The sequence below is a fragment of the Caballeronia udeis genome, assembly GCF_001544555.2.
Taxonomy (GTDB): Bacteria; Pseudomonadota; Gammaproteobacteria; order Burkholderiales; family Burkholderiaceae; genus Caballeronia; species Caballeronia udeis.
In genome coordinates, this window is sequence record NZ_FCOK02000014.1 from 14,845 (window position 1) to 38,749 (window position 23,905).

The 23,905-nt window shown below is 60.1% G+C and carries 20 protein-coding genes; 14 read left to right on the forward strand and 6 right to left on the reverse strand.

Annotated features, from left to right (window positions below; translation table 11 throughout):
- Position 1: 1 nt before the first annotated feature.
- From AWB69_RS12595 to AWB69_RS12610, 4 genes are read right to left on the reverse strand one after another with little or no spacing between them, the layout of a single operon-like run.
- Complete coding sequence (locus AWB69_RS12595; protein ID WP_062085245.1) at positions 2-2,065, reverse strand: NADH:flavin oxidoreductase; 2,064 nt, start codon at positions 2,063-2,065, stop codon at positions 2-4.
- A gap of 49 nt (positions 2,066-2,114) precedes the next feature.
- Positions 2,115-2,651, reverse strand: coding sequence for a DUF5943 domain-containing protein (locus tag AWB69_RS12600; protein WP_062085246.1), 537 nt, complete (start codon positions 2,649-2,651; stop codon positions 2,115-2,117).
- A gap of 32 nt (positions 2,652-2,683) precedes the next feature.
- A complete protein-coding gene (locus tag AWB69_RS12605) occupies positions 2,684-3,655 on the reverse strand; it encodes a dipeptidase (RefSeq protein ID WP_062085247.1) in 972 nt (323 codons plus the stop codon).
- A gap of 27 nt (positions 3,656-3,682) precedes the next feature.
- Positions 3,683-4,972 carry a serine hydroxymethyltransferase gene (locus AWB69_RS12610; RefSeq protein WP_062085248.1) on the reverse strand — a complete coding sequence of 430 codons (1,290 nt, stop codon included), beginning with the start codon at positions 4,970-4,972 and terminating at the stop codon, positions 3,683-3,685.
- Between the two features lie 431 nt (positions 4,973-5,403).
- On the opposite strand from AWB69_RS12610, the gene AWB69_RS12615 reads away from it, so the two are divergent.
- Complete coding sequence (locus AWB69_RS12615; protein ID WP_062085249.1) at positions 5,404-6,420, forward strand: GlxA family transcriptional regulator; 1,017 nt, start codon at positions 5,404-5,406, stop codon at positions 6,418-6,420.
- Positions 6,421-6,481: 61 nt separating this feature from the next.
- Here AWB69_RS12615 and fdhA read toward each other — a convergent pair whose 3' ends face one another.
- The gene (gene fdhA / locus AWB69_RS12620) at positions 6,482-7,681 is read right to left on the reverse strand and encodes a formaldehyde dehydrogenase, glutathione-independent (protein WP_062085250.1); all 1,200 of its coding nucleotides are present in this window, start codon (positions 7,679-7,681) and stop codon (positions 6,482-6,484) included.
- A gap of 211 nt (positions 7,682-7,892) precedes the next feature.
- Between fdhA and betI the strand changes: the two genes are divergently transcribed.
- The 13 genes from betI to AWB69_RS12680 all read left to right on the forward strand — a co-directional run bounded on the left by betI (position 7,893) and on the right by AWB69_RS12680 (position 23,638).
- Entirely contained in the window at positions 7,893-8,492 is a 600-nt protein-coding gene (gene betI / locus AWB69_RS12625; protein ID WP_062085251.1) for a transcriptional regulator BetI, read from the forward strand.
- A gap of 11 nt (positions 8,493-8,503) precedes the next feature.
- Positions 8,504-9,973 carry a betaine-aldehyde dehydrogenase gene (betB, locus tag AWB69_RS12630; protein ID WP_062085252.1) on the forward strand — a complete coding sequence of 490 codons (1,470 nt, stop codon included), beginning with the start codon at positions 8,504-8,506 and terminating at the stop codon, positions 9,971-9,973.
- A gap of 11 nt (positions 9,974-9,984) precedes the next feature.
- The gene (gene betA, locus AWB69_RS12635; protein ID WP_062085253.1) at positions 9,985-11,673 is read left to right on the forward strand and encodes a choline dehydrogenase; all 1,689 of its coding nucleotides are present in this window, start codon (positions 9,985-9,987) and stop codon (positions 11,671-11,673) included.
- Positions 11,674-12,312: 639 nt separating this feature from the next.
- A complete protein-coding gene (locus AWB69_RS12640; RefSeq protein ID WP_062085254.1) occupies positions 12,313-13,704 on the forward strand; it encodes an undecaprenyl-phosphate glucose phosphotransferase in 1,392 nt (463 codons plus the stop codon).
- Between the two features lie 87 nt (positions 13,705-13,791).
- Positions 13,792-14,940, forward strand: a complete 1,149-nt coding sequence (locus tag AWB69_RS12645) for a polysaccharide biosynthesis/export family protein (protein ID WP_062085255.1) — start codon at positions 13,792-13,794, stop codon at positions 14,938-14,940.
- A 34-nt stretch (positions 14,941-14,974) separates the two neighbouring features.
- A complete protein-coding gene (locus AWB69_RS12650) occupies positions 14,975-15,424 on the forward strand; it encodes a low molecular weight protein-tyrosine-phosphatase (protein WP_062085256.1) in 450 nt (149 codons plus the stop codon).
- Positions 15,425-15,429: 5 nt separating this feature from the next.
- Positions 15,430-17,673, forward strand: a complete 2,244-nt coding sequence (locus AWB69_RS12655) for a polysaccharide biosynthesis tyrosine autokinase (protein WP_062085257.1) — start codon at positions 15,430-15,432, stop codon at positions 17,671-17,673.
- A complete protein-coding gene (locus AWB69_RS12660; RefSeq protein WP_062085258.1) occupies positions 17,670-19,118 on the forward strand; it encodes a hypothetical protein in 1,449 nt (482 codons plus the stop codon). Before AWB69_RS12655 ends, AWB69_RS12660 begins: the two co-directional genes overlap by 4 nt.
- Positions 19,115-20,182 carry a glycosyltransferase family 4 protein gene (locus AWB69_RS12665; protein ID WP_062085259.1) on the forward strand — a complete coding sequence of 356 codons (1,068 nt, stop codon included), beginning with the start codon at positions 19,115-19,117 and terminating at the stop codon, positions 20,180-20,182. Before AWB69_RS12660 ends, AWB69_RS12665 begins: the two co-directional genes overlap by 4 nt.
- On the forward strand, positions 20,169-20,750 hold the full coding sequence (locus tag AWB69_RS49290; RefSeq protein ID WP_231937078.1) for a polysaccharide pyruvyl transferase family protein: 582 nt from the start codon (positions 20,169-20,171) through the stop codon (positions 20,748-20,750). The genes AWB69_RS12665 and AWB69_RS49290 overlap by 14 nt, the downstream gene beginning before the upstream one ends.
- Before the next feature lie 9 nt (positions 20,751-20,759).
- The gene (locus AWB69_RS49295) at positions 20,760-21,260 is read left to right on the forward strand and encodes a hypothetical protein (protein ID WP_231937079.1); all 501 of its coding nucleotides are present in this window, start codon (positions 20,760-20,762) and stop codon (positions 21,258-21,260) included.
- The gene (locus tag AWB69_RS12675) at positions 21,220-22,413 is read left to right on the forward strand and encodes a glycosyltransferase (protein WP_231937080.1); all 1,194 of its coding nucleotides are present in this window, start codon (positions 21,220-21,222) and stop codon (positions 22,411-22,413) included. Before AWB69_RS49295 ends, AWB69_RS12675 begins: the two co-directional genes overlap by 41 nt.
- Positions 22,406-23,638 (forward strand): hypothetical protein, encoded by a 1,233-nt coding sequence (locus AWB69_RS12680; RefSeq protein WP_062085260.1) that lies wholly within the window; start codon positions 22,406-22,408, stop codon positions 23,636-23,638. Before AWB69_RS12675 ends, AWB69_RS12680 begins: the two co-directional genes overlap by 8 nt.
- 1 nt (position 23,639) lies before the next feature.
- Here the strand turns inward: AWB69_RS12680 and AWB69_RS12685 are convergent, their stop codons facing one another.
- Positions 23,640-23,903 carry a hypothetical protein gene (locus AWB69_RS12685; protein WP_062085261.1) on the reverse strand — a complete coding sequence of 88 codons (264 nt, stop codon included), beginning with the start codon at positions 23,901-23,903 and terminating at the stop codon, positions 23,640-23,642.
- Positions 23,904-23,905: the final 2 nt, after the last annotated feature.

Below are 23,905 nucleotides of genomic sequence, written 5' to 3' on the forward strand. Positions count from 1 at the left end.
TTCAGAAGTCCTTGACGAGGCGCAGCGCGTCATAGATCGCGCCATGAATGTTGTGCATGGAGATGCAGTCGCCAACGCGGAACAGCAGGAAGCGGCCATTGCCGAGTTCTTCGCTCAAGGACGGTTGCGGCTCGGAAGCGAAGAGCTTGTGCACATCGACCTGTCCGCGATTCAACGACTCCGGCTTGAGCTTCCAGTAGAGCTCGTCGTTCGGCGTAATGCCGTTCTCGATCACCACCTGGTCGACCGCGCGCTCCTCCTGCTCCTCCGTGTACTCATTGCGGATAACGGCAATCTTCTTGCCGTCTTCCTCATACACTTTGTCGAGCCAGTAGTTCGGTGTGGAGATCACACCTTGCGCGTACAGACGCCGATAGAAAATCGGGAAGGTTGTGCCGCCGACATCGTCCGAGACCTTCACGTCCGGCGTCACGATCTCGACGTTTCCACCCCGGCTCGCGATGAAGTCGGCTACGCCCGCGCCGGCATGGGTGCTGACGCCGTCATAAACCAGTACGTTCTTGCCCGGCTCGACCTTGCCGGAGAGGATGTCCCACGAGCTCACGGCAAGACCTTCCGAAACGCCCCACGCCGGCACCTGCTGCGTGAACGATGAACCACCCGTAGCCAGCACGATAATGTCCGGCTTCTCGGCCATGATCATCTTTTCGTCGGCTGCCACACCCAGACGACGGTCCACGCCGAGGCGCTTCGTTTCCATGTCGAACCAGCGCACGATGCCCGCCATCTGCTCGCGCTGCGGCGCCTTGGCCGCCAGCATGATCTGGCCGCCCACGTACTCGTTCTTTTCGAACAATACGACGTCATGCCCCCGCGATTTCACCACGCGCGCGGCTTCGAGTCCCGCAGGACCCGCGCCAACGACCACGACCTTGCGCTTCGGGCCACGCGATTTTTCGATCACGTGCGGCATGGTCTCTTCACGTGAGGTTGCCGCGTTCTGCACGCACAGCACATCGAGACCGTTGTACTGCCGGTCAATACAATAATTCGCGCCCACGCACTGCTTGATCTCGTCTTCGCGGCCATCGCGGATCTTGATGACCATGTGCGGATCGGCAATCTGCGCACGCGTCATGCCGACCAGGTCGATCATGCCGGACTCCAGCAGACGCTCGGCTTGGCCTGCATCCCGGATACTTTGCGCATGCATCACCGGCAGCTTCACCACCGACTTGATTCCGGCGGCGAGATGCACGAACGGCTCGGGCGGCAGCGCCATGGGCGGCATGCAGTTCGCGAGCGTGTTGTGCGTGTCCGCGCCGGAACCAATCACGCCGATGTAGTCGATAAGACCCGACTCCGACATCGACTGGGCGATCTCTTTCAACTGCGTGTGATCGAGACCGTCTTCGTGAAATTCGTCGCCGCACATGCGCAGGCCGACGCAGAAGTCCGGACCTACCGCTTCACGCACGGCCTTGAGCACTTCGTTGCCGAAACGAAGGCGGTTTTCGAGCGAACCGCCCCATTCATCGGTACGAAAATTCGTGCGCGGACTCCAGAACTGGTCAATCAGATGCTGATGCGCCGCCGAGATTTCGACGCCATCCAAACCCGCATCTTTCACGCGCTTCGCGGCCACCGCGAAGTCGGAAATGATGCGCTTGATTTCTTCCACTTCAATGATCTTCGCATTGCCGCGATGCACCGGTTCACGCACGCCCGACGGCGACATCAGATGCGGCCAGTGCTCACCGTGATACGCCGTGCGACGGCCCATGTGGGTTGCCTGGATCATGATCTTCGCGCCATGCTTGTGCATGGCTTCGGCCAGGCGCGAGAGCGGATCGATGACCTTGTCGGTGGCGAGATTGACCGACTTCCACCAGCCTTGCGGACTATCAATGGACACCGGACTCGAGCCGCCGCATACGGCAAGGCCCACCCCGCCCTTCGCCTTCTCTTCGTAATAACGGATATACCGATCGCCGGGCAGACCGCCCGGTTCCGCATAGACCTCCGCGTGCGCGGTGCTGACAATGCGATTGCGCAAGGTCAGCTTGTTCAGCGTAAGAGGCTTGAAAAGGTTGGGGTAACGCATCGCGGTCGACCTCGGAATTATCTACGTACTACGCTGCTTTATGACTCGTTCACGCTGCCAGCGGCGTCACTTCGAATATGCAATGCGAATGGCCTTCGGCCGCGCATTGCGTCTCGACCGAAAACGACTTCGGACCTTTCTTCGTGCCTTCCGGTGCGGTGTCGTTGACCCAGTCCATCGCCCCGGCGAACCAGCCTGCGAACATGTAGCAAAGCTTGCCTTCCTTGCCCGGCTGCGCCAGCACGAACGACGAGTTATGCAGATGCACGGTTGCCGTTGAAGCAGCCGGATCGCTTTTCACGATCGAGAACAAACCCCAGCCGCGTTGCGACAAGCGCTTCAGGTAATGTTCGAACACCGCCATGCCGCTGATGCCGTGTTGCTTGGCTTCTTTATCGCACCAGTGATACGCCGACTTGTGGCCCGCCGTATAAAGGCTCTTCGCGTACACGTCGCGACCCAGTGCTTCTTCAACAGCCAGGTGGTTGTTCGTGAAGAAATGACGTGGCACATAAAGCATGGGCAGCGAGTCGGTCGTCCAGACGCCGGTTTCAGGATCGACGTCAATAGGCAGTTGTGGTTGCATCGTGTGGGTTCCTTTTTATTGGGTGAGCCGGGTCAGACGTTCCAGACGCTGTCGAACACGCGTACCCAGTTCTCGCCCATGATCTTCTTGATACGCGACTCGCCCCAGCCGGCGCGTTCCATCGCAGCGGTCAGGTTCGGGAATTCGCCAATCGTTCGGATACCTTCGGGATTCACGACCTTGCCGAAATTCGTCAATTGACGATAACGGCCCTTGTCGTGCGTGATCCAGTCGAAGAATTCCGTGCTGTAGCCCTGCGTGAAGTCCGTGCCAATACCCACGTTGTCTTCGCCGATCAGGTCAACCACGTACTCGATTGCCTCGAGGTAGTCTTCCACCGTCGCATCCGGGCCGCGCTTCAGGAACGGCGCGAACATGGTGACGCCGACAAACCCGCCTGCATCGACAATTTCCTTGAGCTGCTCGTCGGTCTTGTTGCGCGGATGTTCCTTCAGGCCCGAAGGACAGCAATGCGAATAACACACCGGCTTCTTCGAGAAAGCGATGGCTTCGGAAGACGTCTTGCCGCCCACGTGCGACAGGTCGACCATGATGCCCACGCGGTTCATTTCCTGGATCACTTCGCGGCCGAAACCCGAAAGACCGCCATCGCGCTCATAACAGCCGGTACCCACGAGGTTCTGCGTGTTGTAGCAAAGCTGCACCACGTTCACGCCAAGCTGCTTGAACGTTTCGATGTAGCCCAGGTTGTCCTCGAACGCATGGGCGTTCTGGAAACCAAAAATGATGCCGGTCTTGTTCTCTTTCTTCGCGCGGCGAATGTCGTCCGTCGTGCGCACGAGCGTGAGTATGTCGCTGTGCTCGCGCATCATCTGACGCATTTCAGCAATGTTGTCCACGGTCTTCTGGAAGCTCTCCCAGACCGACACCGTGCAGTTCACCGCGGTCACGCCGCCCTTTCTCATGTCCTCGAACACCGACGGCTCGAACTTCGAAATATTCAGGCCGTCGATGATGATGCTGTTGTCGTGCAGTGTGCTCATCTCATGCTCCATGAAGGGAGGGCGTAATCAATAGATAGGGAAGCGCTCGCACAGCGCGAAGATTTCGCGGCGCACGCGATGTTCGGTCTCGGCGTGACCGTCCGGGTGGTCGCGCAGTGCGTCGAACACTTCCACGATCAGGCGGCCGATGTCACGGAACTCTGCCACGCCAAAACCACGCGTGGTGCCAGCCGGCGTGCCGAGGCGCACGCCTGAGGTGACCGTGGGCTTTTCCGGGTCGAACGGGATGCCGTTCTTGTTGCAGGTGATGCCGGCGCGTTCCAGCGCATGCTCGACCTGGTTACCCTTCAGGCCCTTCGGACGCAGGTCGACGAGCAGCAAGTGGTTGTCCGTGCCGCCCGTGACAAGATCCACGCCGCCGGCCTTCAGCACTTCGCCGAGCGCTTTCGCGTTGGCCAGCACGTTGTCGATATAAGTCTTGAAACCGGGCTGCAGCGCCTCGCCGAAGGCCACGGCCTTACCAGCGATCACGTGCATCAGCGGACCGCCCTGAAGGCCCGGGAACACCGCGGAGTTGATCTTCTTGGCAATGTCTTCGTCATTGGTCAGGACAAAACCGCCGCGCGGGCCGCGCAACGTCTTGTGCGTGGTGGACGTGACCACATGTGCGTGCTCGACCGGGTTTTGATGCCGCCCTGCCGCGATCACGCCGGCAATGTGCGCCATGTCGACCATGAGCTTGGAACCCGCTTTGTCCGCGATGGCACGCAGCCGCGCAAAGTCCAGCTCACGCGGATACGCCGAGAAGCCTGCGATCAACAGCGTCGGCTTGTGCTGCATCGCGAGCTCTTCAATCTGCTCGTAATCGATCAGCATGGTCTCGCGATTCACGCCGTACTGGATCGCGTTGAACCACTTGCCGGACAGCGCCGGCTTCGCGCCGTGCGTCAGGTGACCGCCTGCGTCGAGCGACATGCCGAGCACGGTGTCACCGGGTTTGGTCAATGCAAGCATGACGGCGCCGTTCGCCTGCGCACCCGAGTGCGGTTGCACGTTGGCGAACTGCGCATTGAAGATCTGCTTTACACGATCGATCGCGAGGGTTTCAATTTCATCGACGAATTCGCAGCCGCCGTAATACCGCTTGCCCGGATAACCTTCCGCATATTTATTCGTCAGCACCGAGCCCTGCGCTTCAAGAACGGCGCGCGAGACAATGTTTTCCGACGCGATCAGTTCGACCTGCGACTGCTGGCGTTCCAGCTCTTTCAGGATGGCGCTGCGTACTGGCGCGTCGCGCGTGGCAAGAGGTTCTTCGAAGAACGGGGCGGCGGGGCGAGTCGGGGAATTTGACATTGAGGCATCCGTGGGTTCGGGGACAAGTCGGTTCTTGAAAGGCGGTTTGCTTCTGAGGCCAACCTGCAAAGGCACTGGAAACCATGCTCACAACCGCTTTCCGATGCGTCTATTCTTGACTTTCACCCACCACGCCAATTTATGAATTTAGACGTGTTCTTGGCCTTTTCCGACATTCGCGTCCGTTTTACACAAGTCGCCGGACGCTCGCCCCGAACGCCCATCCAATGCTGCACTGCGGCGGACATTTCTCGCTTCCGCGCGGTGCGAATGGCGGAGATGATCCCCTTCCCGGTGCGCTTACGTCTCCGTAAACTTCGGCGCCAATAGGGTTTAGCCTGATGGCATGCATGTTGCAAACATCTACAAAATGTTCAAAGTCGTGTCCCCACGACACAGCCACACCCTAGATTCGAAGGAATCATTCCTCAATGTCCCCCGACCGAACCGCGTCGCTCGCGCATTTCGCGTTCATGCCGCTGCCTAACTTCACGATGATCGCGTTCACCAACGCTATCGAAGTGCTGCGCATGGCGAATTACCTGACCGGGCAAAAGCTGTACACGTGGTCGATCGTAAGCCCGGAAGGCGGTCCCGTGGCGGCAAGCAATGGCCTGTCCGTGGATACCGGGCCGGTAGAGTGCGTCGGGCAGCCGGACATTGTGTTCGTGGTCGGCGGCATTGACGTCCAGCGCGAAACCACGCCCGCGCATCTGTCCGCGTTGCGCCGCTTTGCCCGGCTCGGCAGCGTGCTCGGCAGCCTCTGCACCGGCACCTATGCCCTCGCCCGCGCTGGATTGCTCGCCGGATACGCGTGCGCGATCCATTGGGAAAACATGTCGGCGCTGAAAGAGGAATTCCCGGAAACACGCTTTCTCAAAGAGCTGTTCGTGATCGACCGGGACCGCGTGACGTGCACGGGCGGCGTCGCGCCGCTGGACATGATGTTGAACCTCATTGCTACGCGCGTGGGTTCGGCGAAGGTCACGCAGATTGCGGAACAGTTCATCGTGGAGCACGTTCGCGATACCAGCGCGCAGCAACGCATGCCGCTGGTCGCGCGGCTGGGCTCGGCGAACAAGTCGCTGTTCGAAGTGATTTCGCTGATGGAGAACAACATAGAAGAGCCGTTGTCGCGCGAAGAACTCGCGCGGCTGGCGGGGATGTCGCAGCGGCAATTGCAGCGGCTGTTCCGCGAACATCTCGGCATGACGCCTACGCATTACTACCTGACGCTGCGGCTGCGGCGCGCGCGTGAATTGCTGCTGCAAACCGATATGTCGATCATGCATATCACCATGGCCTGCGGCTTTCAGTCGGCTTGCCACTTCAGCAAGAGCTACCGCGATGCATTCGGCACCGCGCCCACGCGGGAACGCCGGCGCCAGTTGCCACCGCTTGCCGTTGTCGCGGCTCCTTCTATGGCAATTGCTCAAAACGCCGCTTGAGATTCAAATCAAGCTGCAAGCGGCGCGTTGAGCGTTAGCCCCGTTGAGCGTTAGTAGCCCCTTAAGCTGCCTTCAACATCCCGTGCGGGTCGATCACGAACTTGCGCGGCGCACCGCCGTCGAATTGCCGGTATCCGTCCGGCGCCTGATCGAGCGTCACCACCGAGACGTTCACGATATCCGCAATCGGCAAACGATCCCACAAGATGGCCTGCATCAGGTTCTGGTTGTACTTCATGACCGGCGTCTGCCCGGTGAAGAACGAGTGCGACTTCGCCCAGCCCAGACCGAAGCGAATGCTCAGCGCGCCCTTCTTCGCGGCTGCATCGGCCGCGCCCGGATCGTCCGTGACGTACAGCCCCGGAATCCCGATCGCGCCCGCTACCCGCGTGATTTCCATCAGCGAATTCAGCACCGTGGCAGGCGCTTCCTGATGGCTTCCACTGCTGCCGTGACCATGCGCTTCGAAGCCGACGCAGTCCACCGCGCAATCCACTTCCGGCGTGCCCAGAATGGCCGCGATCTGATCGGCGAGCGTTGCATCCTTCGATAGATCCACCGTCTCGAAGCCCACCTTGCGCGCGTGCGCGAGGCGCTCTTCGTTCATGTCGCCGACAATCGTGCAGGCCGCGCCCAGCAAACGTGCCGACGCCGCCGCGGCCATGCCGACGGGCCCTGCCCCTGCGATATACACCGTCGAGCCTGGCTTCACGCCCGCCATTACGGCGCCGTGATAGCCCGTGGGCAGGATGTCGGAAAGGCACGTGAGATCGCGGATCTTCGACATCGCCTGATCACGATCGGGAAACTTCAGGAGATTGAAGTCGGCGTACGGGACCAGCACGTATTCGGCCTGACCGCCGATCCAGCCGCCCATGTCCACATAACCGTAGGCGCCGCCCGCGCGCGACGGATTGACGTTCAGGCACACACCCGTGTTCTGCGCCTTGCAGGTCGGGCAGCGGCCGCAGGCCACGTTGAACGGCACGGAAACCAGATCGCCAATCCTGAGTGTCTCCACGTCGCGCCCAATCTCGATCACCTCGCCGGTGATTTCGTGCCCGAGCACGAGGCCGACCTGGGCGGTCGTGCGCCCCCGCACCATATGCTGGTCCGACCCGCAAATATTCGTGGTGACCACCTTGAGAATCACGCCATGGCCGATCTGCCGGCCGCTCGGATCGACCATCTTCGGATAGTCGATGGATTGCACTTCAACCTTGCCCTGCCCCAGATACACGACGCCGCGATTACTGCTCATTGCCTGTCTCCTTGTCTCGTGGACGATCCGCATGGCAAAACACAGCCATGCACCGCCTAACGAGCGTAGTCCTGTGCCGCACCGCTGACGTGCATTGAACGCGACATGGGTTTGGCAGAAACCGACATGGCGGTTTTATATTGATTGACCAATCAATATAAAATACCTAGGATTCAATCCTGGTTTTCTTGAAGCTATCTGGACTGGACCCATGCCGAAGCTTGGAATGCGCGAAATACGCCGCGCGCAGTTGATCGACGCCACGCTGCTGACCATCGACCATGCCGGTCTTGCCGGCACCACGCTGGCGTCGGTCGCGCAGCGTGCGAGCATTTCCACGGGTATCGTCAGTCATTATTTCGGCGACAAAGACAGCCTGCTCGAAGCCACCATGCGCCATGTGCTTCGAGACCTGTGGAACGCGACATCGCGCAGGCGCCGGGTCGCCAAAGATGAACCGCGCGCGCGTTTGCGCGCCGTGGTGGCGGCGAACTTCGACGTCGCGCAGGTCAGCAATCCGGTCATGAAGACCTGGCTCGCGTTCTGGTCGGAAAGCATGCACAAACCGCAATTGCGGCGGCTGCAAAACGTCAACACCCGCCGCCTGTATTCCAACCTGTGCGCCGATTTCTCCAAGATCCTGCCGCGTGCCGCCGCGCGTCGCGCGGCAAGCGGACTGGCTGCTTTAATCGACGGCTTGTGGCTGCGCGGCGCGCTCTCCGGCGAGCCGTTCGACACCAAGGCGGCCATGCGTCTCGCCAACGACTACATCGACCTCGTGCTCGACACACGCGGCCGGACCCTCACCTAAAGGACTACGTGATGCCCGTATTCGAATTGCAGCGTTTGTACATTGGCGGCGCTTACGTTGACGCCACCAGCGGCGAAACTTTCGACACGCTCGATCCCGCCACGGGCGAAACGCTCGCCAGCGTTCAACAGGCAAGCGCCGCGGATATCGACCGCGCGGTGCGCTCGGCGCGCGAAGGCCAGCGCGAATGGGCCGCCATGACCGCGATGCAACGCTCGCGTATCCTGCGTCGCGCGGTGGATCTCCTGCGCGAGCGCAACGACGAACTCGCCGCGCTCGAAACCCGCGATACCGGCAAGCCGATCTCCGAAACCCGCGCCGTTGATATTGTCACTGGTGCCGATGTGATCGAGTACTACGCGGGGCTTGCAACGGCCATAGAAGGCCAGCAGATCCCGTTGCGACCCAGCTCGTTCGTCTATACGCGGCGCGAGCCGCTTGGCGTGTGCGCGGGCATTGGCGCGTGGAACTATCCGATCCAGATTGCGTGCTGGAAGTCGGCGCCCGCGCTCGCCGCCGGCAACGCGATGATCTTCAAGCCCAGCGAAATCACACCACTGAGCACGTTGAAGCTCGCTGAAATCTATACCGAAGCCGGCGTTCCCCCAGGCGTGTTCAACGTCGTGCAGGGCGATGGCCGCGTGGGTGCGTTGCTTGCCTCGCATCCGGACATTGCGAAGGTATCGTTCACGGGCGGCGTCGAGACCGGCAAGAAAGTGATGTCGATGGCCGGTGGTTCGTCGCTGAAAGAAGTGACCATGGAATTGGGCGGCAAATCACCGCTCGTCATTTTCGACGACGCCAATCTCGAACGCGCCGCCGACATTGCGATGAGCGCCAACTTCTTCAGCTCCGGACAGGTCTGCACGAACGGCACGCGCGTGTTTGTCCAGCGAACGGTGTATGAGCGCTTCGAAAAACTCGTGCTGGAGCGTGTGAAGCGCATTCGCGTGGGTTCGCCAGCGGACGTAAACACCAACTTCGGTCCGCTCGTCAGCGCGGCGCAACTGCATAAGGTCCTGGGTTTTATCGAAAGCGGCAAGCAGGAGGGCGCCCGACTGATCGCGGGTGGATCACGGATCGTGCATGACGGGTTCGCTCAAGGGCAATACGTCGAGCCGACCATCTTCACCGATTGTCGCGACGACATGCGCATTGTGCGTGAAGAGATTTTCGGACCCGTCATGAGCATCCTGGCCTATGATGAGGAAACCGAAGTGATCGAGCGTGCGAACGCCACCGAATTCGGCCTCGCCGCGGGCGTGGTCACGGAGAATTTGTCCCGTGCGCACCGCGTCATTCATGCACTGCAAGCCGGCATCTGCTGGATCAATACGTGGGGCGAATCGCCCGCCGAAATGCCCGTGGGCGGATACAAGCAGTCGGGAGTCGGCCGCGAGAACGGCATCACCACGCTTGAGCACTACACAAGTATTAAATCTGTACAGGTCGAGCTGGGCCCCTACCAACCCGTATTCTAAGGAGCGACGCGATGAGCGCGAACGAGTTCGACTACATCGTCGTGGGCGCGGGTTCGGCGGGCAACGTGCTCGCTTCGCGCCTCACCGAAGACTCCGACGTAACCGTGCTGCTGCTTGAGGCAGGCGGTCCGGACTATCGCTTCGACTTCCGCACCCAGATGCCGGCCGCGCTGGCGTTTCCGCTGCAGGGAAGGCGCTATAACTGGGCTTACGAAACCGATCCCGAGCCGTACATGGACCACCGCCGCATGGAATGCGGACGCGGCAAGGGACTGGGCGGGTCGTCGCTGATCAACGGCATGTGCTACATCCGCGGCAACGCGCTCGACTACGACGGCTGGGCTGAACGAAAAGGCCTTGAAAACTGGACCTATTCCGATTGCCTGCCGTATTTTCGCAAAGCCGAAACTCGCGATGCCGGACCGAATCCGTATCACGGCGGTGACGGCCCGGTGCATGTGACGACCTCCAAGCCCGGCAACAACCCCTTGTTTGCCGCGATGGTCGAAGCGGGTGTGCAGGCGGGTTATCCCCGTACGGACGACCTCAACGGCTACAGCCAGGAAGGTTTCGGCCCAATGGACCGGACCGTGACGCCGCAGGGCCGCCGCTCGAGCACCGCACGCGGGTATCTCGACCGGGCGAAGGGCAGGCCGAATCTCACAATCGTTACGCATGCCGTCACCGACCGCGTTTTGTTCTCCGGCAAAAGAGCCATCGGCGTGGCGTATCTGCACGGTGGCGAACGCGTCACCGCGCATGTGCGTCGAGAGGTGCTGGTGTGCAGCGGCGCGATTGCATCGCCACAATTACTGCAACGCTCGGGTGTCGGCCGGTCGACGTGGCTGCGCGAACTCGATGTCCCCTTAGTGCTGGACCTGCCCGGCGTGGGTGAGAATCTCCAGGATCATCTGGAGATGTATATGCAATACGAATGCCTTGAACCGGTGTCGCTTTATCCAGCGCTGCAATGGTGGAACCAACCGCAGATCGGGCTTGAATGGATGTTGAACGGTACGGGCATTGGCGCGAGCAATCAGTTCGAGGCCGGGGGTTTTATCCGTACACGCGACGACGATCCCTGGCCCAACATCCAATACCACTTCCTGCCCGTCGCGATCAATTACAACGGCTCGAACCCGATCAAGATGCACGGCTTCCAGGCGCACGTGGGGTCCATGCGGTCTCCAAGCCGCGGGCGCATCAAGCTCAAGTCGCGCGATCCGAATGCGCACCCGAGCATCCTGTTCAACTACATGTCGGACCCGCTCGATTGGCGCGAATTCCGCGATGCCATCCGTATTACACGCGAGATCATGCACCAGCCGGCGCTCAAGAAGTATCGCGGACGCGAACTGCATCCGGGCGCTGACCTCACCACAGACGATCAACTCGATACGTTCGTCCGGCAACGTGCGGAGACCGCTTACCATCCATCGTGCTCGTGCAAGATGGGCTACGACGAGATGGCCGTAGTCGATACCGAAGGCCGCGTGCACGGACTCGAATCGCTGCGCGTGGTGGATGCGTCGATCATGCCGCTGATTGTGACCGGCAACCTCAATGCGCCGACCATCATGCTGGCCGAAAAGATCGCGGACAAGATCCGGGGCCGTGAGCCGCTGGCTCGTGTTGATACGCCGTATTTCGTCGCGCATGGGGCGAAGGCGCGTCATGCGGAGGCAATTGCCACTGTCTGAGCCGCAAGGCTGATTGCAATTCAATTCGTATCCTGGGGCATCCCGGCTTAGCGGCCGCGATGCCTTTTTTGTTTATTTCGCCAGTTGGTGGTTCGCCGAGATTTATATCGCTATTCGTGTTGCTAGAAATTATTAGGATCAGGGCTATTTAAATTATATAAATCCAGGCCTGGTTTTCCTGTTCGCGCTTCATCAACGCAATGTTTAAGAGTGCGCCCTTTCCATTTAAGACTCATCTGATCAGCACACAGCCGCTGCGCAGTGACAATACGATCACTCAATAGCACGGCGCACTTCCTTCGGCAGCAAGGCCTACCAAGGCCCGATTAATTCGTTGCATCCCGCTCCCGCAGCTTTTCACCGTCAGTACTGACAACACTCGCATTGCGCTTTTCATCTCGCGCGACATGACCCGAATTCCGGTTCAGATCATTTCGCCATTGATAAGCGCGTTACGAAAGCAAGCATTAACCCGTTAATTGTTTCAGCCATTCCACTTGAAGTGATCACAATGACTTTCAAAAATACAGGACGAAAAAGCGGGCGCGAAAGGCATGGCGCGAGCCTCGCTCTGGTGGCGAGGTCGATTGCGTTCTCCTCCGAAATCAGCACTCGCCATCGCCTCGGCTGGAGGCAATCATGCTGACACTCAACGGACTGCTCGCCCGTCTATTGGATGTCGCACTGATCCTCGGCGGTGCGACGCTCGGCTGGACTATCCGCGCCGGCGACCTCATGCCGTCGGCATCGGCAACGGCAGTCGCGGCGTCAACCGTCGCGTTCTCGGCGGCGATCTCACTCGCGTTGTTTCCCGCTGCGGGCGCATACGAGACCCGACCCGCGAGATCGCTGGCCACCCTCGCCGGACAGATCCTGTTCGCGTGGCTCGCCACCCAGATCCTCACCTTGCTCGTGATGTTCTCGATCCATCGTGTCGATCTCGTGTCGCGTCTCTGGTTCGGATACTGGAGCGTTGCCACCGCGGTTGCGTTGATGACGTCACGGCTGGTTGCGCACATCGTGCTTCGCCGAACCCGCTACGCCCGCTCGAACCTGAGACGCGTTGCAATCGTCGGTGCCGGTGAGCAATGTGCCAGCCTGTTGCGCGGGATAGAAGCAGCGCCTGAGTCGGGTTTCCGTGCGGTCATGATGCTCGACCCCCACGCAACTGGCGATGTGCCGGACGCGGCCGTGTCGCGCTATGCATCAACGCAGGCGTTCGTGCAGCGCGTGCGTTCTGAAAACGTTCGCGAACTCTGGCTCGCGCTGCCTTTGTCGGAACAGCCGCGGATGGCGGCGCTAGTAGATGAGTTCAGGAACGACCTGATCAACATCCGCTTCTTCCCCGATGTGCGCAGCCTCGCGCTGTTCGACGGCGGCGTCATCGACCTGCTCGGCGTACCTGCGATCAACCTGGTTGCATCGCCGCTGTCGCCCCTGGCGCTGGCGAGGAAGGACATCTTCGATCGCGCATTCGCCGCACTCGCCCTCCTCACGCTGGCCCCGCTGATGCTCGTGATTGCCGCCGCGGTAAAGCTCTCCTCACGTGGACCGGTGCTGTTCACCCAGCTTCGCAAAGGCGCGGATGGCCAAGTCTTCCGGATCTTCAAATTCCGTTCCATGACCGTGCACGCATCGGAGCTCGGAGTGCTCAGGCAAGCAACCCGTAACGATCCCCGCGTGACCCGGGTCGGGGCCTTTCTGCGTCGAACCAGTCTGGACGAATTGCCGCAATTCCTCAACGTGCTGACCGGCGATATGTCCGTTGTCGGTCCGAGACCTCACGCGATCGAACATGACGCGCTGTATCAAACGGTGGTTGATGACTACATCCATCGCTACCGCATCAAGCCCGGCATTACCGGCTGGGCACAAGTCAACGGTTTTCGCGGTGAAACGGATTGCATCGAAAAAATGCAGGGCCGGGTGGACCTCGATCTGTACTACCTGCGCAACTGGTCGTTTGCGCTCGACATGCGAATCGTCGCCGCGACCGTCATGAAGGGGCTGAAGCATAGCAATGCTTACTGACGCCGCCCAAGGAAGTTGTATTCAAGCGCTGGCGCCTCTCATGAACGGAAACGCAAGCCATACCCCAATCAATCAAGGAAGGCCCTGATGAACTCATCGATTACCAAACCCCGTACCAGCTTGCGCCGTCTGATCGCCTTGGGCGCTGCCAGCACGGTATTGTCCGGCTGCGCACTCGCGCCCGGCCTGAACATGAGCTGGAGCGACCCTGGACCGGTCGTGAAGACGGGTGACACGGCGCAGCAGAACGAGCCGCCGGTTGCCATCAATGAAATCGACGTGGCGCTGCTCAGGCAAATGCGCGAAGCCGAGCGTCTCACATTGCCTTCCGCCGCGTCGCTGATCACCGCCCCGGCGCCGTACGTGCTCGGCCCGGGCGACGTTCTGAACATCACCGTTTGGGATCATCCCGAGCTTGCCGCCGCGCAAGTCGGAACATCGCAGACGGCAACCCGTACGGCCGATCCGGTTGCGGGTTTTGTGATCGACCAGCAAGGCGACCTGATGTTCCCGTATGCCGGGCGCGTCCATGTAGCCGGATTGCGCGCGGAAGATGCTCAAGCTGTGTTGGCCAAGGCGCTCACCAAGTCGTTCGTCGAACCGCAAGTGACTCTGCGTGTGGCGTCTTATCGCGCGGCCCAGGTTTATGTCGACGGTGAGATTCATACGCCGGGACCCCAGTCGATCAACGACATTCCAATGGGCCTTTACGAAGCCATCAGCCGGGCAGGCGGCTTCAGCCCCGCTGCAGATCAAAGCAGGATGGTGCTGGTGCGCGAAGGCGTTTCGCATTCCATCAACCTGTCCCAGTTGCTTGAGCGTGGGCAAAACCCGTCGGACATCGTGCTCAGGAGCGGTGACGTATTGCGCGTTCCGGCGCGCGACGAAAGCGGCGTCTTCGTCATGGGCGAAGTGAACAAGCCATCGACTGCCGTGCCCATGCGTAACGGCAAGCTGACGCTCGCCGACGCGCTTGCGCAAGCCGGCAGCGTGACCGCGAATTCATCGGACCCGGGTCAGTTGTATGTGATCCGTGGCTCGATCAGCGCAGAGCCGCAGGTTTTCCATCTCGACGCGAAATCACCTGTTTCGATGGTCCTCGCCAATCAGTTCGACCTGCAGCCACGCGACGTGGTCTACGTCGACAGCGGCAACCTGGTGCGCTTCAGCCGCATTCTCAGCCTCCTGATGCCGGCGGTGAATGCCGGCCTCACGGCAGCCGTGGTAGCGAAATGATGGCCGCAGTAAATCTCATCCAAGGGTCGGTCACATGAAAACCCTTCTCGTGTTGTGCATCGGCAATATTTGCAGAAGCCCGATGGCCGAGGCGCTGCTGTCGCGAGCGTTACCCGCCATGACGGTTCGCTCCGCCGGTCTCGACGCCGTGATTGGCTCGCCCGCCGACCCGACCTCGATCGCCTTGATGGCCGAAGCCGGTCTGGACATCAGCAGGCATCGTGGACAACAGGTCAACTCCGCGCTGGTGACGGATGCGGACCTGATCCTCGTGATGGACCGGCGGCAGAAGCAAGAGATGCATCGACGTTATCCGACGTCGGCGGGAAAGGTGTTCTGTCTCGGAGAGCACGAAGGGACCGACATCCCCGACCCCTACACCCAGGCTCGCGCTTCCTTTGAACACGCGCTCCATCTGATCGAGCTGGGCGTGAACAACTGGGTGCCCCCGATTCGGGCGCTACAAGAACCAAATAAAGAGTAATCCTGATGAAAACCGAAATTACAAAAACAACGGCTGCAGTGTCGCCGGTCGAAGAGCTCGACCTTGTTCGCTATCTCGATGTCCTGCTTGCCAACCGCCGTGTGATCGGCGTGGTCACCGCCGTTACGCTCGCGATTGGCGCGACTTACGCGATCATCACGCCGCCGGTGTACGAAGCCGACATGCTGATCCAGGTCGAAGACAACGGCATGACCGCGAGCAGCCTGCTGGGTGACGCATCGTCACTCTTCGACGTCAAGACACAGGCCGCAGCCGAACTTGAAATATTGCGCTCGCGCATGGTGGTTGGAAAAGCAGTGGATACGCTGCAACTTTACATCGATGCAAAGCCGAAATATCTTCCGGTCATCGGCTCGTGGATCGCCAGCCGCAACAAGCACCTCTCCAACCCGGGCCTCTTCGGCAAGGGTGGTTACGTGTGGGGTTCGGAGTCGCTGCAACTCGCGACCTTCGACGTCCCCAAGTCAATCGAAGGCGAAAAAATCACACTGACCGTGCTGAGCGGCGGCGCTTTCCAACTCGATAACCCCGATCTCTCGCAGCCCATCCAGGGTCACGTTGGAACACCTCTGCAGGTCACCCAGGACGTCGGCACGTTCCGCCTGCTGGTCACCGAACTGCACGGCAAACCCGGCGCTCAGTTCATCCTCGTGCGCAACTCGCAGCCCAAGACGGTGTCGAGCCTGCAGCAGGACCTGAACATCACGCCGAAAGGAAAGCAAAGCGGCATTATCGGCGCAACACTCCGTGGTACCGACGCGTCGCTCGCGGCCTCGATCCTGAACCAGATCGGCCAGGAATACGTGACGCAGAACGTCGAACGCAAGACAGCGGAAGCGCAAAGCTCGCTCTCTTACCTCGAAGGCCAGATGCCGCGCCTCAAGGCGAAGCTGAGCGCCTCGGAAGAGCGCTACAACGCGCTCCGTAACAAGAGCGGCACGTTCAACCTGAGCCAGGAAGGCACGACATATCTGCAGGAAAGCGTCGCGTCAGAGACCACTCTGCTCGAGTTGAAACAAAAGCAAGCGGAGTTGATGACCCGCTTTGCTCCCGGTCATCCGGCGTTGCGGGCGCTCGACAAGCAGATCTCTGCCGTGAGTGCGAAAAGCAGCAGCGTTGCAACACGCATGAAGGCATTGCCGGACATTGAACAGAATTCCTTGCGGCTCATGCGCGATCTTCAAGTCGATAGCGACACCTACGTCAACGTGGTGAACAACGTCGAGCGCCTCAAGCTGGTGAAAGCCGGCAAGGTCGGAACCGTCCGTCAGATCGACTTCGCCACCATCCCCGAAGAACCGGTCAAACCGCGTAAAGCGATGGTGCTGGCTCTGGCCGCGATGATCGGACTGATGCTCGGTGTTATTGCCGCGTTTGTTCGCGACAGTCTCTTTGGCGGCCTGACCAATGCGCACGAAATCGAGCAGCACACCGGCATGAAGGTGTATGGCACGGTGCCGTTCTCGCCGGCGCAACTCACGCACGCCAAGGCCATTCATGCGCGTCTGCCGGGTTTGCATCTGCTGGCGGCGTCGGGACCCAATGACGCTCCGATCGAAAGCCTCCGCAGTTTCCGGACCGCATTGCAGTTCGGGATGCTTGGCGCCACGAATAACCGCGTGGTGATCACCGGCCCGACCGCGTCAATCGGCAAGTCGTTTGTGTCTGCCAATCTCGCAGCCGTGCTCGCGGCCGCCGGAAAGCGTGTCTTGCTGGTCGACGCAGACTTGCGCAAGGGCTACCTGAACCAATACTTCGGCAAACAACGCACGTCGGGCCTGTCCGATCTCCTGATAGAAACCGCGACCATAGACGACGTGGTTCATCGCGATGTGACCACCGGACTCGACTTCATCAGCACGGGCGCCTTGCCGCCCAACCCCGCCGCTCTGGTGCAGAGTGAGCGCATGACGCATTTGCTGGAACAGCTGAGCGAACGCTATGACCTGGTGATCGTAGATACACCGCCCGTCCTCGCCGTGTCGGACACCGCCAACATAGCCTCGCATTGCGCAACGGTGTTCCTGGTCGGACGCTTCAAGCACACGACTATTGGTGAGCTGCTTGAAACAACGAAGCAACTCGAGCAGGCGAACGTAGCGGTGAAGGGCGTGATCTTCAATGGCCTCGATGCCAAGGGTTTGCGTTACGGCTCCAAGTACGGTCAGTACCGCTATGTAGCGTACGAGTACGACAAGCCGGGCAAGGGAAAGAGGTCGGGAAAATGACCGCCAACCTGCTGCAACGCCGCGAACAGGCCTCAGTTCCGATGCTTCTGCTCGCAGCCGCCGCTATCCTGATCGCGATCGTCGCCTTGTTTCTTGGCAAGATCACCGGCGTGACCGCGATGCTTGCGGCCATCCTTGCGGTGAGCATTCTCGCCATCCGTGCGCGCAATGAATTGCTTCGCCTGTTCAAGCTCTTCCTGCTCGCCACGTTCTGCGTACTACCGGCCTGGCAGCTTGCCGCCGGCGACGAGATCTATCTCAACCTGCTGCCGCAGGACAGCGCAGCGGTCATGCTGTGGTTCCTGCTGAGTATCGCCGGGGTCTGGTTTCTCAAGCTGGCGCTGGACGTCGCACAGCGCCGTCTGGTGACGCACGAGCCCGCAAGCTATGGGCGTACGGGCGTCACGGGATGGGTGTATTTTTTCGCGCTCGCTTCTGTGGCCGCCATCGTATTCATTTATGTGAAGCTGGGTGGCTACGCGAACATTGTCGAGCTCTACGACGAAAGACTGCAGAGTTCGGTCACCGGCTACGATCCGCTGGGCGGTCTCGGCATTGTCCAGGCGCTCGCCAACACGGCTCCCCTGTGGATTTTCGTTTGCCTGACGCTGCGCCCGCGCTGCAGCAAGCTCATGACGGTCTTCGCCTTCACCCAGTTGGGCGTGCTCGGATGGCTGGCGTCGGGCGTGTTTGGAAATCGCCAGGGCATCATCTTCGTCTACCTCTTTGCCGCGTTGCTTTACCACTTCCTGATTGCACCCGTCAGCCGGCGTGCGGCGAAAACCTCGGCTGTGCTGCTGGCGGTAATCGCGTTGGTCCTGATGCCGCTGAAGTTTGGCGTCGACTATTCGGACCTGGGGAAAATCGGCGAACGATTCGCGGATCAACGCGCGCTCGAGCTCAGCATGGGACCGGTCAGCTTCTTCCTGTTTCGCGATCTCTCACGCTTTGACGTGCAGGCACAGACGATCGAAACGGTGATGAAGACCTCCTACGACCTGCCGCTGGGACGAAGCTTTGCCGGTGCCGCGGCATCGATCGTGCCCAAGGTGCTTTGGGATGACCGTCCCGCTACTTTCGCTCAGGAAAAGAGCGACATTGTGAGCTACGTGCAGTCGTCCGGAGGGGACGAAACCACGCTTTTGTTTGGCATGCCCGGCGAATTTCTCGCCAACTTCGGCTTGATCGGCTACGTGCTCGCATTCGGAATCCCGGCGGTGCTGCTGGTAGCGGTCAATGCATTAAGCAACTCGCGCAACCGTAAATGGCTGCCGCTGAGAATCGTCCTGATGCCATTGCCATTTTTATTCTTTCTATTTGATTCCAACGTCATTGCTTATTACGTCGTGCGCTGGATCGTCTTGTTCGCTTTGCCGATGGCCTTCGTGTTGAGGTTCTCCAAGCCGGGCAACGACACCGTTGCCTCGGGAGGGCGCACATCATGAAAATCGTTCACGTGGTTGAAACATGGACCGGCGGCATTGCAACTTACGTTCAATCGCTGGCAATCAGGCAACGTGATCTTGGCCACCACGTAACGCTCCTTTGCGACGTCAGCAAGGTGGATGGGGGCGTGCATATAGAGGGCGTGGACGTGGTCCATTACCGGTCAAGCCGCAACCCCGTCCGATTCTGGTCGATCTCGCGAAGCCTGCAACGCAGCGTCGCATCGTTGTATGCGGATGTTGTCCACTGCCACAGTTCGTTTCCGGGCATGTATGTGCGGATGCGAAACCATGCGGGTGTCAGGATCATCTATACGCCGCATGCCTGGTCATTCCTCAAGACGGACGTGACGACACCCGCCAAGTGGGGGTATGGTCTCGTCGAACGCGTGCTCGCGCGACGCTGCGACCAGATTCTCTGTATGTCGTTCGATGAACTTCGCGCCGCGCGCAGATACCGGATTCCGGCTGAGAAGATCGAGTTCATCTATACAGGCATTGCGCCTGATGATTGTGTCCACGTTGCGAAACAAAGAGACGAAACCCATCCAATCAATGTTGGATATTTCGGACGCCTTGATTATCAAAAAGGGTTTGACGTGATTCTTGAAGCATTGCCGCTACTCAATGCAGATCTTGAACTTCATGCGTTCGGCGCGGCGGTTCGCGGCGGGGTCAACACAGGTTCAGGAACCATTGATGACACCCGCATTACCTATCACGGCTGGCTGAACACTGCCGGAATCGGACACGCGATGCGGGAGATGGATGTGATCGTGGTGCCCTCGCGCTGGGAGGGGCTTGCGCTTGTCCCTATTGAAGCCATGCGCGCCGGCAAGGTCATTGTTGTATCTGGAGAAAGCTCGTTGCCCGAGCAGGTGATCCATGGTTACAACGGCGTCATCCTGCGCGAACTGACTGGCCAGTGTCTCGCCGACAACCTCAACCGGCTCACGCTGGACGAATGCCTGCGCATGGGCGCCAATGCGCGTCACGTCTTCGAAAGCACGTTCCAGATCGACCGTTTTCTCAACACCATGATGAGTTGCTATGAACGCCCCTGAATACTTTCTGCTGCACGCGTATAGCTCGCACAACAGCGGCGACGGACTGCTGGTCAAACTGAGCCTGAAGGCAATCCGTGCTGCGGGCGTGACCCGGACGATCACAGTAGTGTGTCTCGACAAGGCCTCGTTTGCCGGCTATCTGGACGACCCGAATATCAAGCTGATCTCGCTCGGCGAATTCCTGAGGAGCCGGATTTGTCAGGTGTTCTCGCGTCGCAGGACGATCTACTTCGGCGTGGGTGGTGGTTACCTGCGCGCATCGAGCAAGTCGGAAGGCTGGAAGTCATTGATCGCTCATGGCAGCCAGATCTTCATGTCGAGCCTCGGTGGTCATAGCCGTCGAATCTATTTCCCCCAGAGCGTGGGACCGTTCGATACACGCCCCGGGAAGATGCTGGCTTCTCTCGTGCGCCGCCATGTTGAACGTATTTTCCTGCGCGACGACAAGAGCGTACTCGAACTGGCGCATCCGGGTGCGACGCGCACCGGCGACCTTGTGGTGCTGGAGATTGCCAGGGACGTGATGGCGGGTACGGTACGCCGCCCTGTTGCGGTCGATCCGTAGGTCTACCTGGTGTTTCGCGACCTGCAGGGAAAGCCGTATCGCAATGCGTATCTGCAGCGCATTCGCGCACTCATGGCGCTTCTTCCCGATGCCAAGCTGGCGGTTCAGGCGCGCGGCCGCGGCAACAGCGACGACGTGTTCTATCGCGAGCATCTGGGTGTGGACAACGCGGTGCTGCTCAAGGACGTGCTCGCCGAGGGCAACGCGATAGTTGTTTCTGTGCGGCTGCACGGCAGTCTGGAGAGCATTCTGGCGGGCGTGCCAAGCGTCCATCTGGCGTACGAGCGCAAGGGCCGCGCTGCATTCGCCGATCTTGGTCTCGATGACTTCGCGTTTCACGCAAGCGACTTCGACCCGCAAGCAGTCGCCGATGCAGTGCGATCGATTGCGCTCGATGAGGAGCAGTACTGGACGCGCGTCGAGAGCCGCACGCAACGCGGTCATCAACTTTTTGTGGAGGCTATCAAGCATGAACTGCGAGAGTTCGATCACGCTGATCATGGACGGTAACTTCCGTCGGGTCGTTAGTGAGGTCGGTAGTGAGATCGTCAGCCCGCATATGGGCCATGTACGTTTTGGCGCGCGCTTTGCGGAATGTTTCGATAAAGTCGTCATCGGCGCGCGTTCATTTCCTGCCACTGAAGCGGTTGGCGAAAGCGTCGTAGGCGAAGGTGTTTCATTCGTCGACCTGGGTGCCAACCGCGGCGCGCTGGGGCTCGTCAAGAGCATGCCGCGCTTGCTGATTCGGCTCTACCGGCAAATCTCGGCGGCATCCATCGTGTTGATCCGGTTCCCCGGCAACATCGCGTCCCTGGCCTTGCTGTTATGCCTGCTTCGCGGCAAGCGCTTCTCGGTCGAAGTGGTCGCCGATCCCACCGATTATTTCAGCGCATCGGCGTCGAAGCATCCATTGCGTTCAATTGCGGGATTCGTTCATCGCTGGACCACGCGCTTTGCAGCACGGCATGCGGTGACCGTTCGCTACGTCACGCGTGATTACCTGCAGGTCCGCTATCCGGCATGGCACCCGGACAAGATGTTCGGATTCAGCGATGTCTATCTGCAGGATGCGTTGTTCCAGACATCCAGCGTACGCGCCGGGCAGCCCGATGGACACCTGCGAATCATCAACACCGCGATGATGCACAACCACAGCAAGGGTCACCTGGTCTTGCTTGAAGCCATGGCGGAGCTACGTCGGCGCGACGTCGGATTTTCGCTGACCTTGATAGGCGATGGCGTTCTGCGTGGTGAGTTGGAAGCGCAGGCGGCAAAGCTGGGGCTCTTCGACAACATACGTTTCCTCGGCCTCGTCGATGCAAACAGCGTAGCCGCTCATGTCGCACAACATGACCTGTTCGTGTTGCCCTCGTATCAGGAGGGTATGCCCCGTGCGATGCTGGAAGCCATGGCTGCCGGCACTCCGGTCATCGCATCAAACGTGGGCGGCATTCCAGAGATCTTGGACGAGACGGGCATGGTGTCTCCGGGCGATGTGATCGCGTTGGCAACGCGCATTGAAACGCTCGCCCGCGACCCGACGCTACTGGCTATTCGCGCTGAAGCTGATCGTGAGGCAGCGCGGCCCTATGGCTACTCTACGCTGCAATCGCGCTATATCACGTACTGTGCGGCGCTCGCCCGGGCTCATGTCCATGCGTAAGGATCTCGTGTACGTCACACTGGGCTCGGCACTGCCTGCCGTCGGCAACTTCGTTGCGGTCGTGTTCGCGCTGAGATATCTCGACGCCGCTTGGCTGGGCCGCTCATACGCATTGCTGGCGTTGTTCTTCGTGTCTATAGATGTCTTCAACTTCGGCTCGGCGCGGCTTTACAGCGTCGCAAAGATTCGCGATCGCTTCCCGAGCCTGCTGTTCCTCGATACGCTCAGCGCAACCGGGTCAGCGCTGTTTTTTATCGCGGCAGCAGGCATTCTGTCGCGTTCTGGCGCGATCGCGATCCCGCATTTTTTGCCCGTGCTGCTTATCGCTCCAGTTGGGTACGCATTGTCGCATTTCGCACTCGGCTATTTGCGTCTGAATGGCGGCAATGGCGCGATATGCGCCGTCTCCACCGTGTCGGCGCTAAGCCGTTGCGCGGTGGTATGGCTTGTTGCGAAGCATGCATCGTTGTCGCCGTATCTTCCCGACTTGCTGTTGATGGTCGAGGGTTCCTATGGCGCCATACTGCTGGGAACTTATCTCGTCTTGCGCCGGCAAGACAAGCGCGCTCGGCACGACGCTTACGGATTGGCCGCATTCCCTCAACTGGCCAAGCTCGGCGGCAAGGAACTAGTCAGCAGCTGGTATTCGAACGCGATCTTCTCGGGGGCAAAACATATTGATGTCATCATCGCGGCGATGCTTCTCGGGCCTGCCGGCGCGGCGCTGTATCGCGGGGCGAAAAGCGTGCATAACGTTGCGTTCAACCTGGGCCAAGCGCTAGCGCTTGTCGTGCATTCGCGCATGAGGGACTGGTTATTGGCATCGACGCAGCGCCTTTCCGTGTCATCGGCATTCACGCTGGGTGCAGCGGTATCAAGCTTGCTGGTAGTAGCCGCACTGTGCGCCTGCAAGATCAAGCTATTTCCTACGGCGAGTCTTGGCGCACCCCTGGATCAATGGCTGTTTCTACTACTGATCTTCACAGGCGCCGCGCTCATGTTCGCCTGCCGGATCACCTCCCTGATGGTGTTCTCGATCAGCAAGCGATCATTCCTGATCCTCTCGACCATGGAGGTCGCCGGCTCGCTCTCGCTGCTCTCTGCGCTCTGTGTGGTCTTTGGTGTGATGGGGGCCGCGTTGTCGGTCGCGGTGTCGTGCGGGTGTGTGCTGGCTTCGTCACTGATGGTCGTGGGGCGATCGTTCAGCATCCGGACCGCACCCTGAATCAGCCTTCGAGCCGCGCCCGTGCGGCCGTCGCTATGCGCGCGATGGTCTCGGCGCTCAAGCGCTCCGCCACCTTGTGGACATACTCATGATGGCGCGGCTCGAGCGGCGCACCCAGATACTGCGCATGCAGATAGCGGATCAACGCAATCCGCCGGTGCCCGAGCGCGAGGCTGTGATCAAGCAAAGCGAGCGCTGCATGGGGATCATGCTGCTCGCACGCACGATGTGACAGTCCGGCTGTTTGAACGCGCGTCGACGTCATGG

What these genes read in the sequence shown, in the direction of transcription:
- AWB69_RS12675 (WP_231937080.1), top strand. Translation starts at nt 21,220, where the DNA reads ATGAACTGCGAGAGTTCGATCACGCTGATCATGGACGGTAACTTCCGT.
- AWB69_RS12655 (WP_062085257.1), top strand. Translation starts at nt 15,430, where the DNA reads ATGAAAACCGAAATTACAAAAACAACGGCTGCAGTGTCGCCGGTCGAA.
- betB (WP_062085252.1), top strand. Translation starts at nt 8,504, where the DNA reads ATGCCCGTATTCGAATTGCAGCGTTTGTACATTGGCGGCGCTTACGTT.
- AWB69_RS12650 (WP_062085256.1), top strand. Translation starts at nt 14,975, where the DNA reads ATGAAAACCCTTCTCGTGTTGTGCATCGGCAATATTTGCAGAAGCCCG.
- AWB69_RS12645 (WP_062085255.1), top strand. Translation starts at nt 13,792, where the DNA reads ATGAACTCATCGATTACCAAACCCCGTACCAGCTTGCGCCGTCTGATC.
- AWB69_RS12665 (WP_062085259.1), top strand. Translation starts at nt 19,115, where the DNA reads ATGAAAATCGTTCACGTGGTTGAAACATGGACCGGCGGCATTGCAACT.
- AWB69_RS12640 (WP_062085254.1), top strand. Translation starts at nt 12,313, where the DNA reads ATGCTGACACTCAACGGACTGCTCGCCCGTCTATTGGATGTCGCACTG.
- AWB69_RS12600 (WP_062085246.1), bottom strand. Translation starts at nt 2,651, where the DNA reads ATGCAACCACAACTGCCTATTGACGTCGATCCTGAAACCGGCGTCTGG.
- AWB69_RS12605 (WP_062085247.1), bottom strand. Translation starts at nt 3,655, where the DNA reads ATGAGCACACTGCACGACAACAGCATCATCATCGACGGCCTGAATATT.
- betA (WP_062085253.1), top strand. Translation starts at nt 9,985, where the DNA reads ATGAGCGCGAACGAGTTCGACTACATCGTCGTGGGCGCGGGTTCGGCG.
- fdhA (WP_062085250.1), bottom strand. Translation starts at nt 7,681, where the DNA reads ATGAGCAGTAATCGCGGCGTCGTGTATCTGGGGCAGGGCAAGGTTGAA.
- AWB69_RS12595 (WP_062085245.1), bottom strand. Translation starts at nt 2,065, where the DNA reads ATGCGTTACCCCAACCTTTTCAAGCCTCTTACGCTGAACAAGCTGACC.
- AWB69_RS12685 (WP_062085261.1), bottom strand. Translation starts at nt 23,903, where the DNA reads ATGACGTCGACGCGCGTTCAAACAGCCGGACTGTCACATCGTGCGTGC.
- AWB69_RS49290 (WP_231937078.1), top strand. Translation starts at nt 20,169, where the DNA reads ATGAACGCCCCTGAATACTTTCTGCTGCACGCGTATAGCTCGCACAAC.
- AWB69_RS12660 (WP_062085258.1), top strand. Translation starts at nt 17,670, where the DNA reads ATGACCGCCAACCTGCTGCAACGCCGCGAACAGGCCTCAGTTCCGATG.
- betI (WP_062085251.1), top strand. Translation starts at nt 7,893, where the DNA reads ATGCCGAAGCTTGGAATGCGCGAAATACGCCGCGCGCAGTTGATCGAC.
- AWB69_RS12615 (WP_062085249.1), top strand. Translation starts at nt 5,404, where the DNA reads ATGTCCCCCGACCGAACCGCGTCGCTCGCGCATTTCGCGTTCATGCCG.
- AWB69_RS12680 (WP_062085260.1), top strand. Translation starts at nt 22,406, where the DNA reads ATGCGTAAGGATCTCGTGTACGTCACACTGGGCTCGGCACTGCCTGCC.
- AWB69_RS12610 (WP_062085248.1), bottom strand. Translation starts at nt 4,972, where the DNA reads ATGTCAAATTCCCCGACTCGCCCCGCCGCCCCGTTCTTCGAAGAACCT.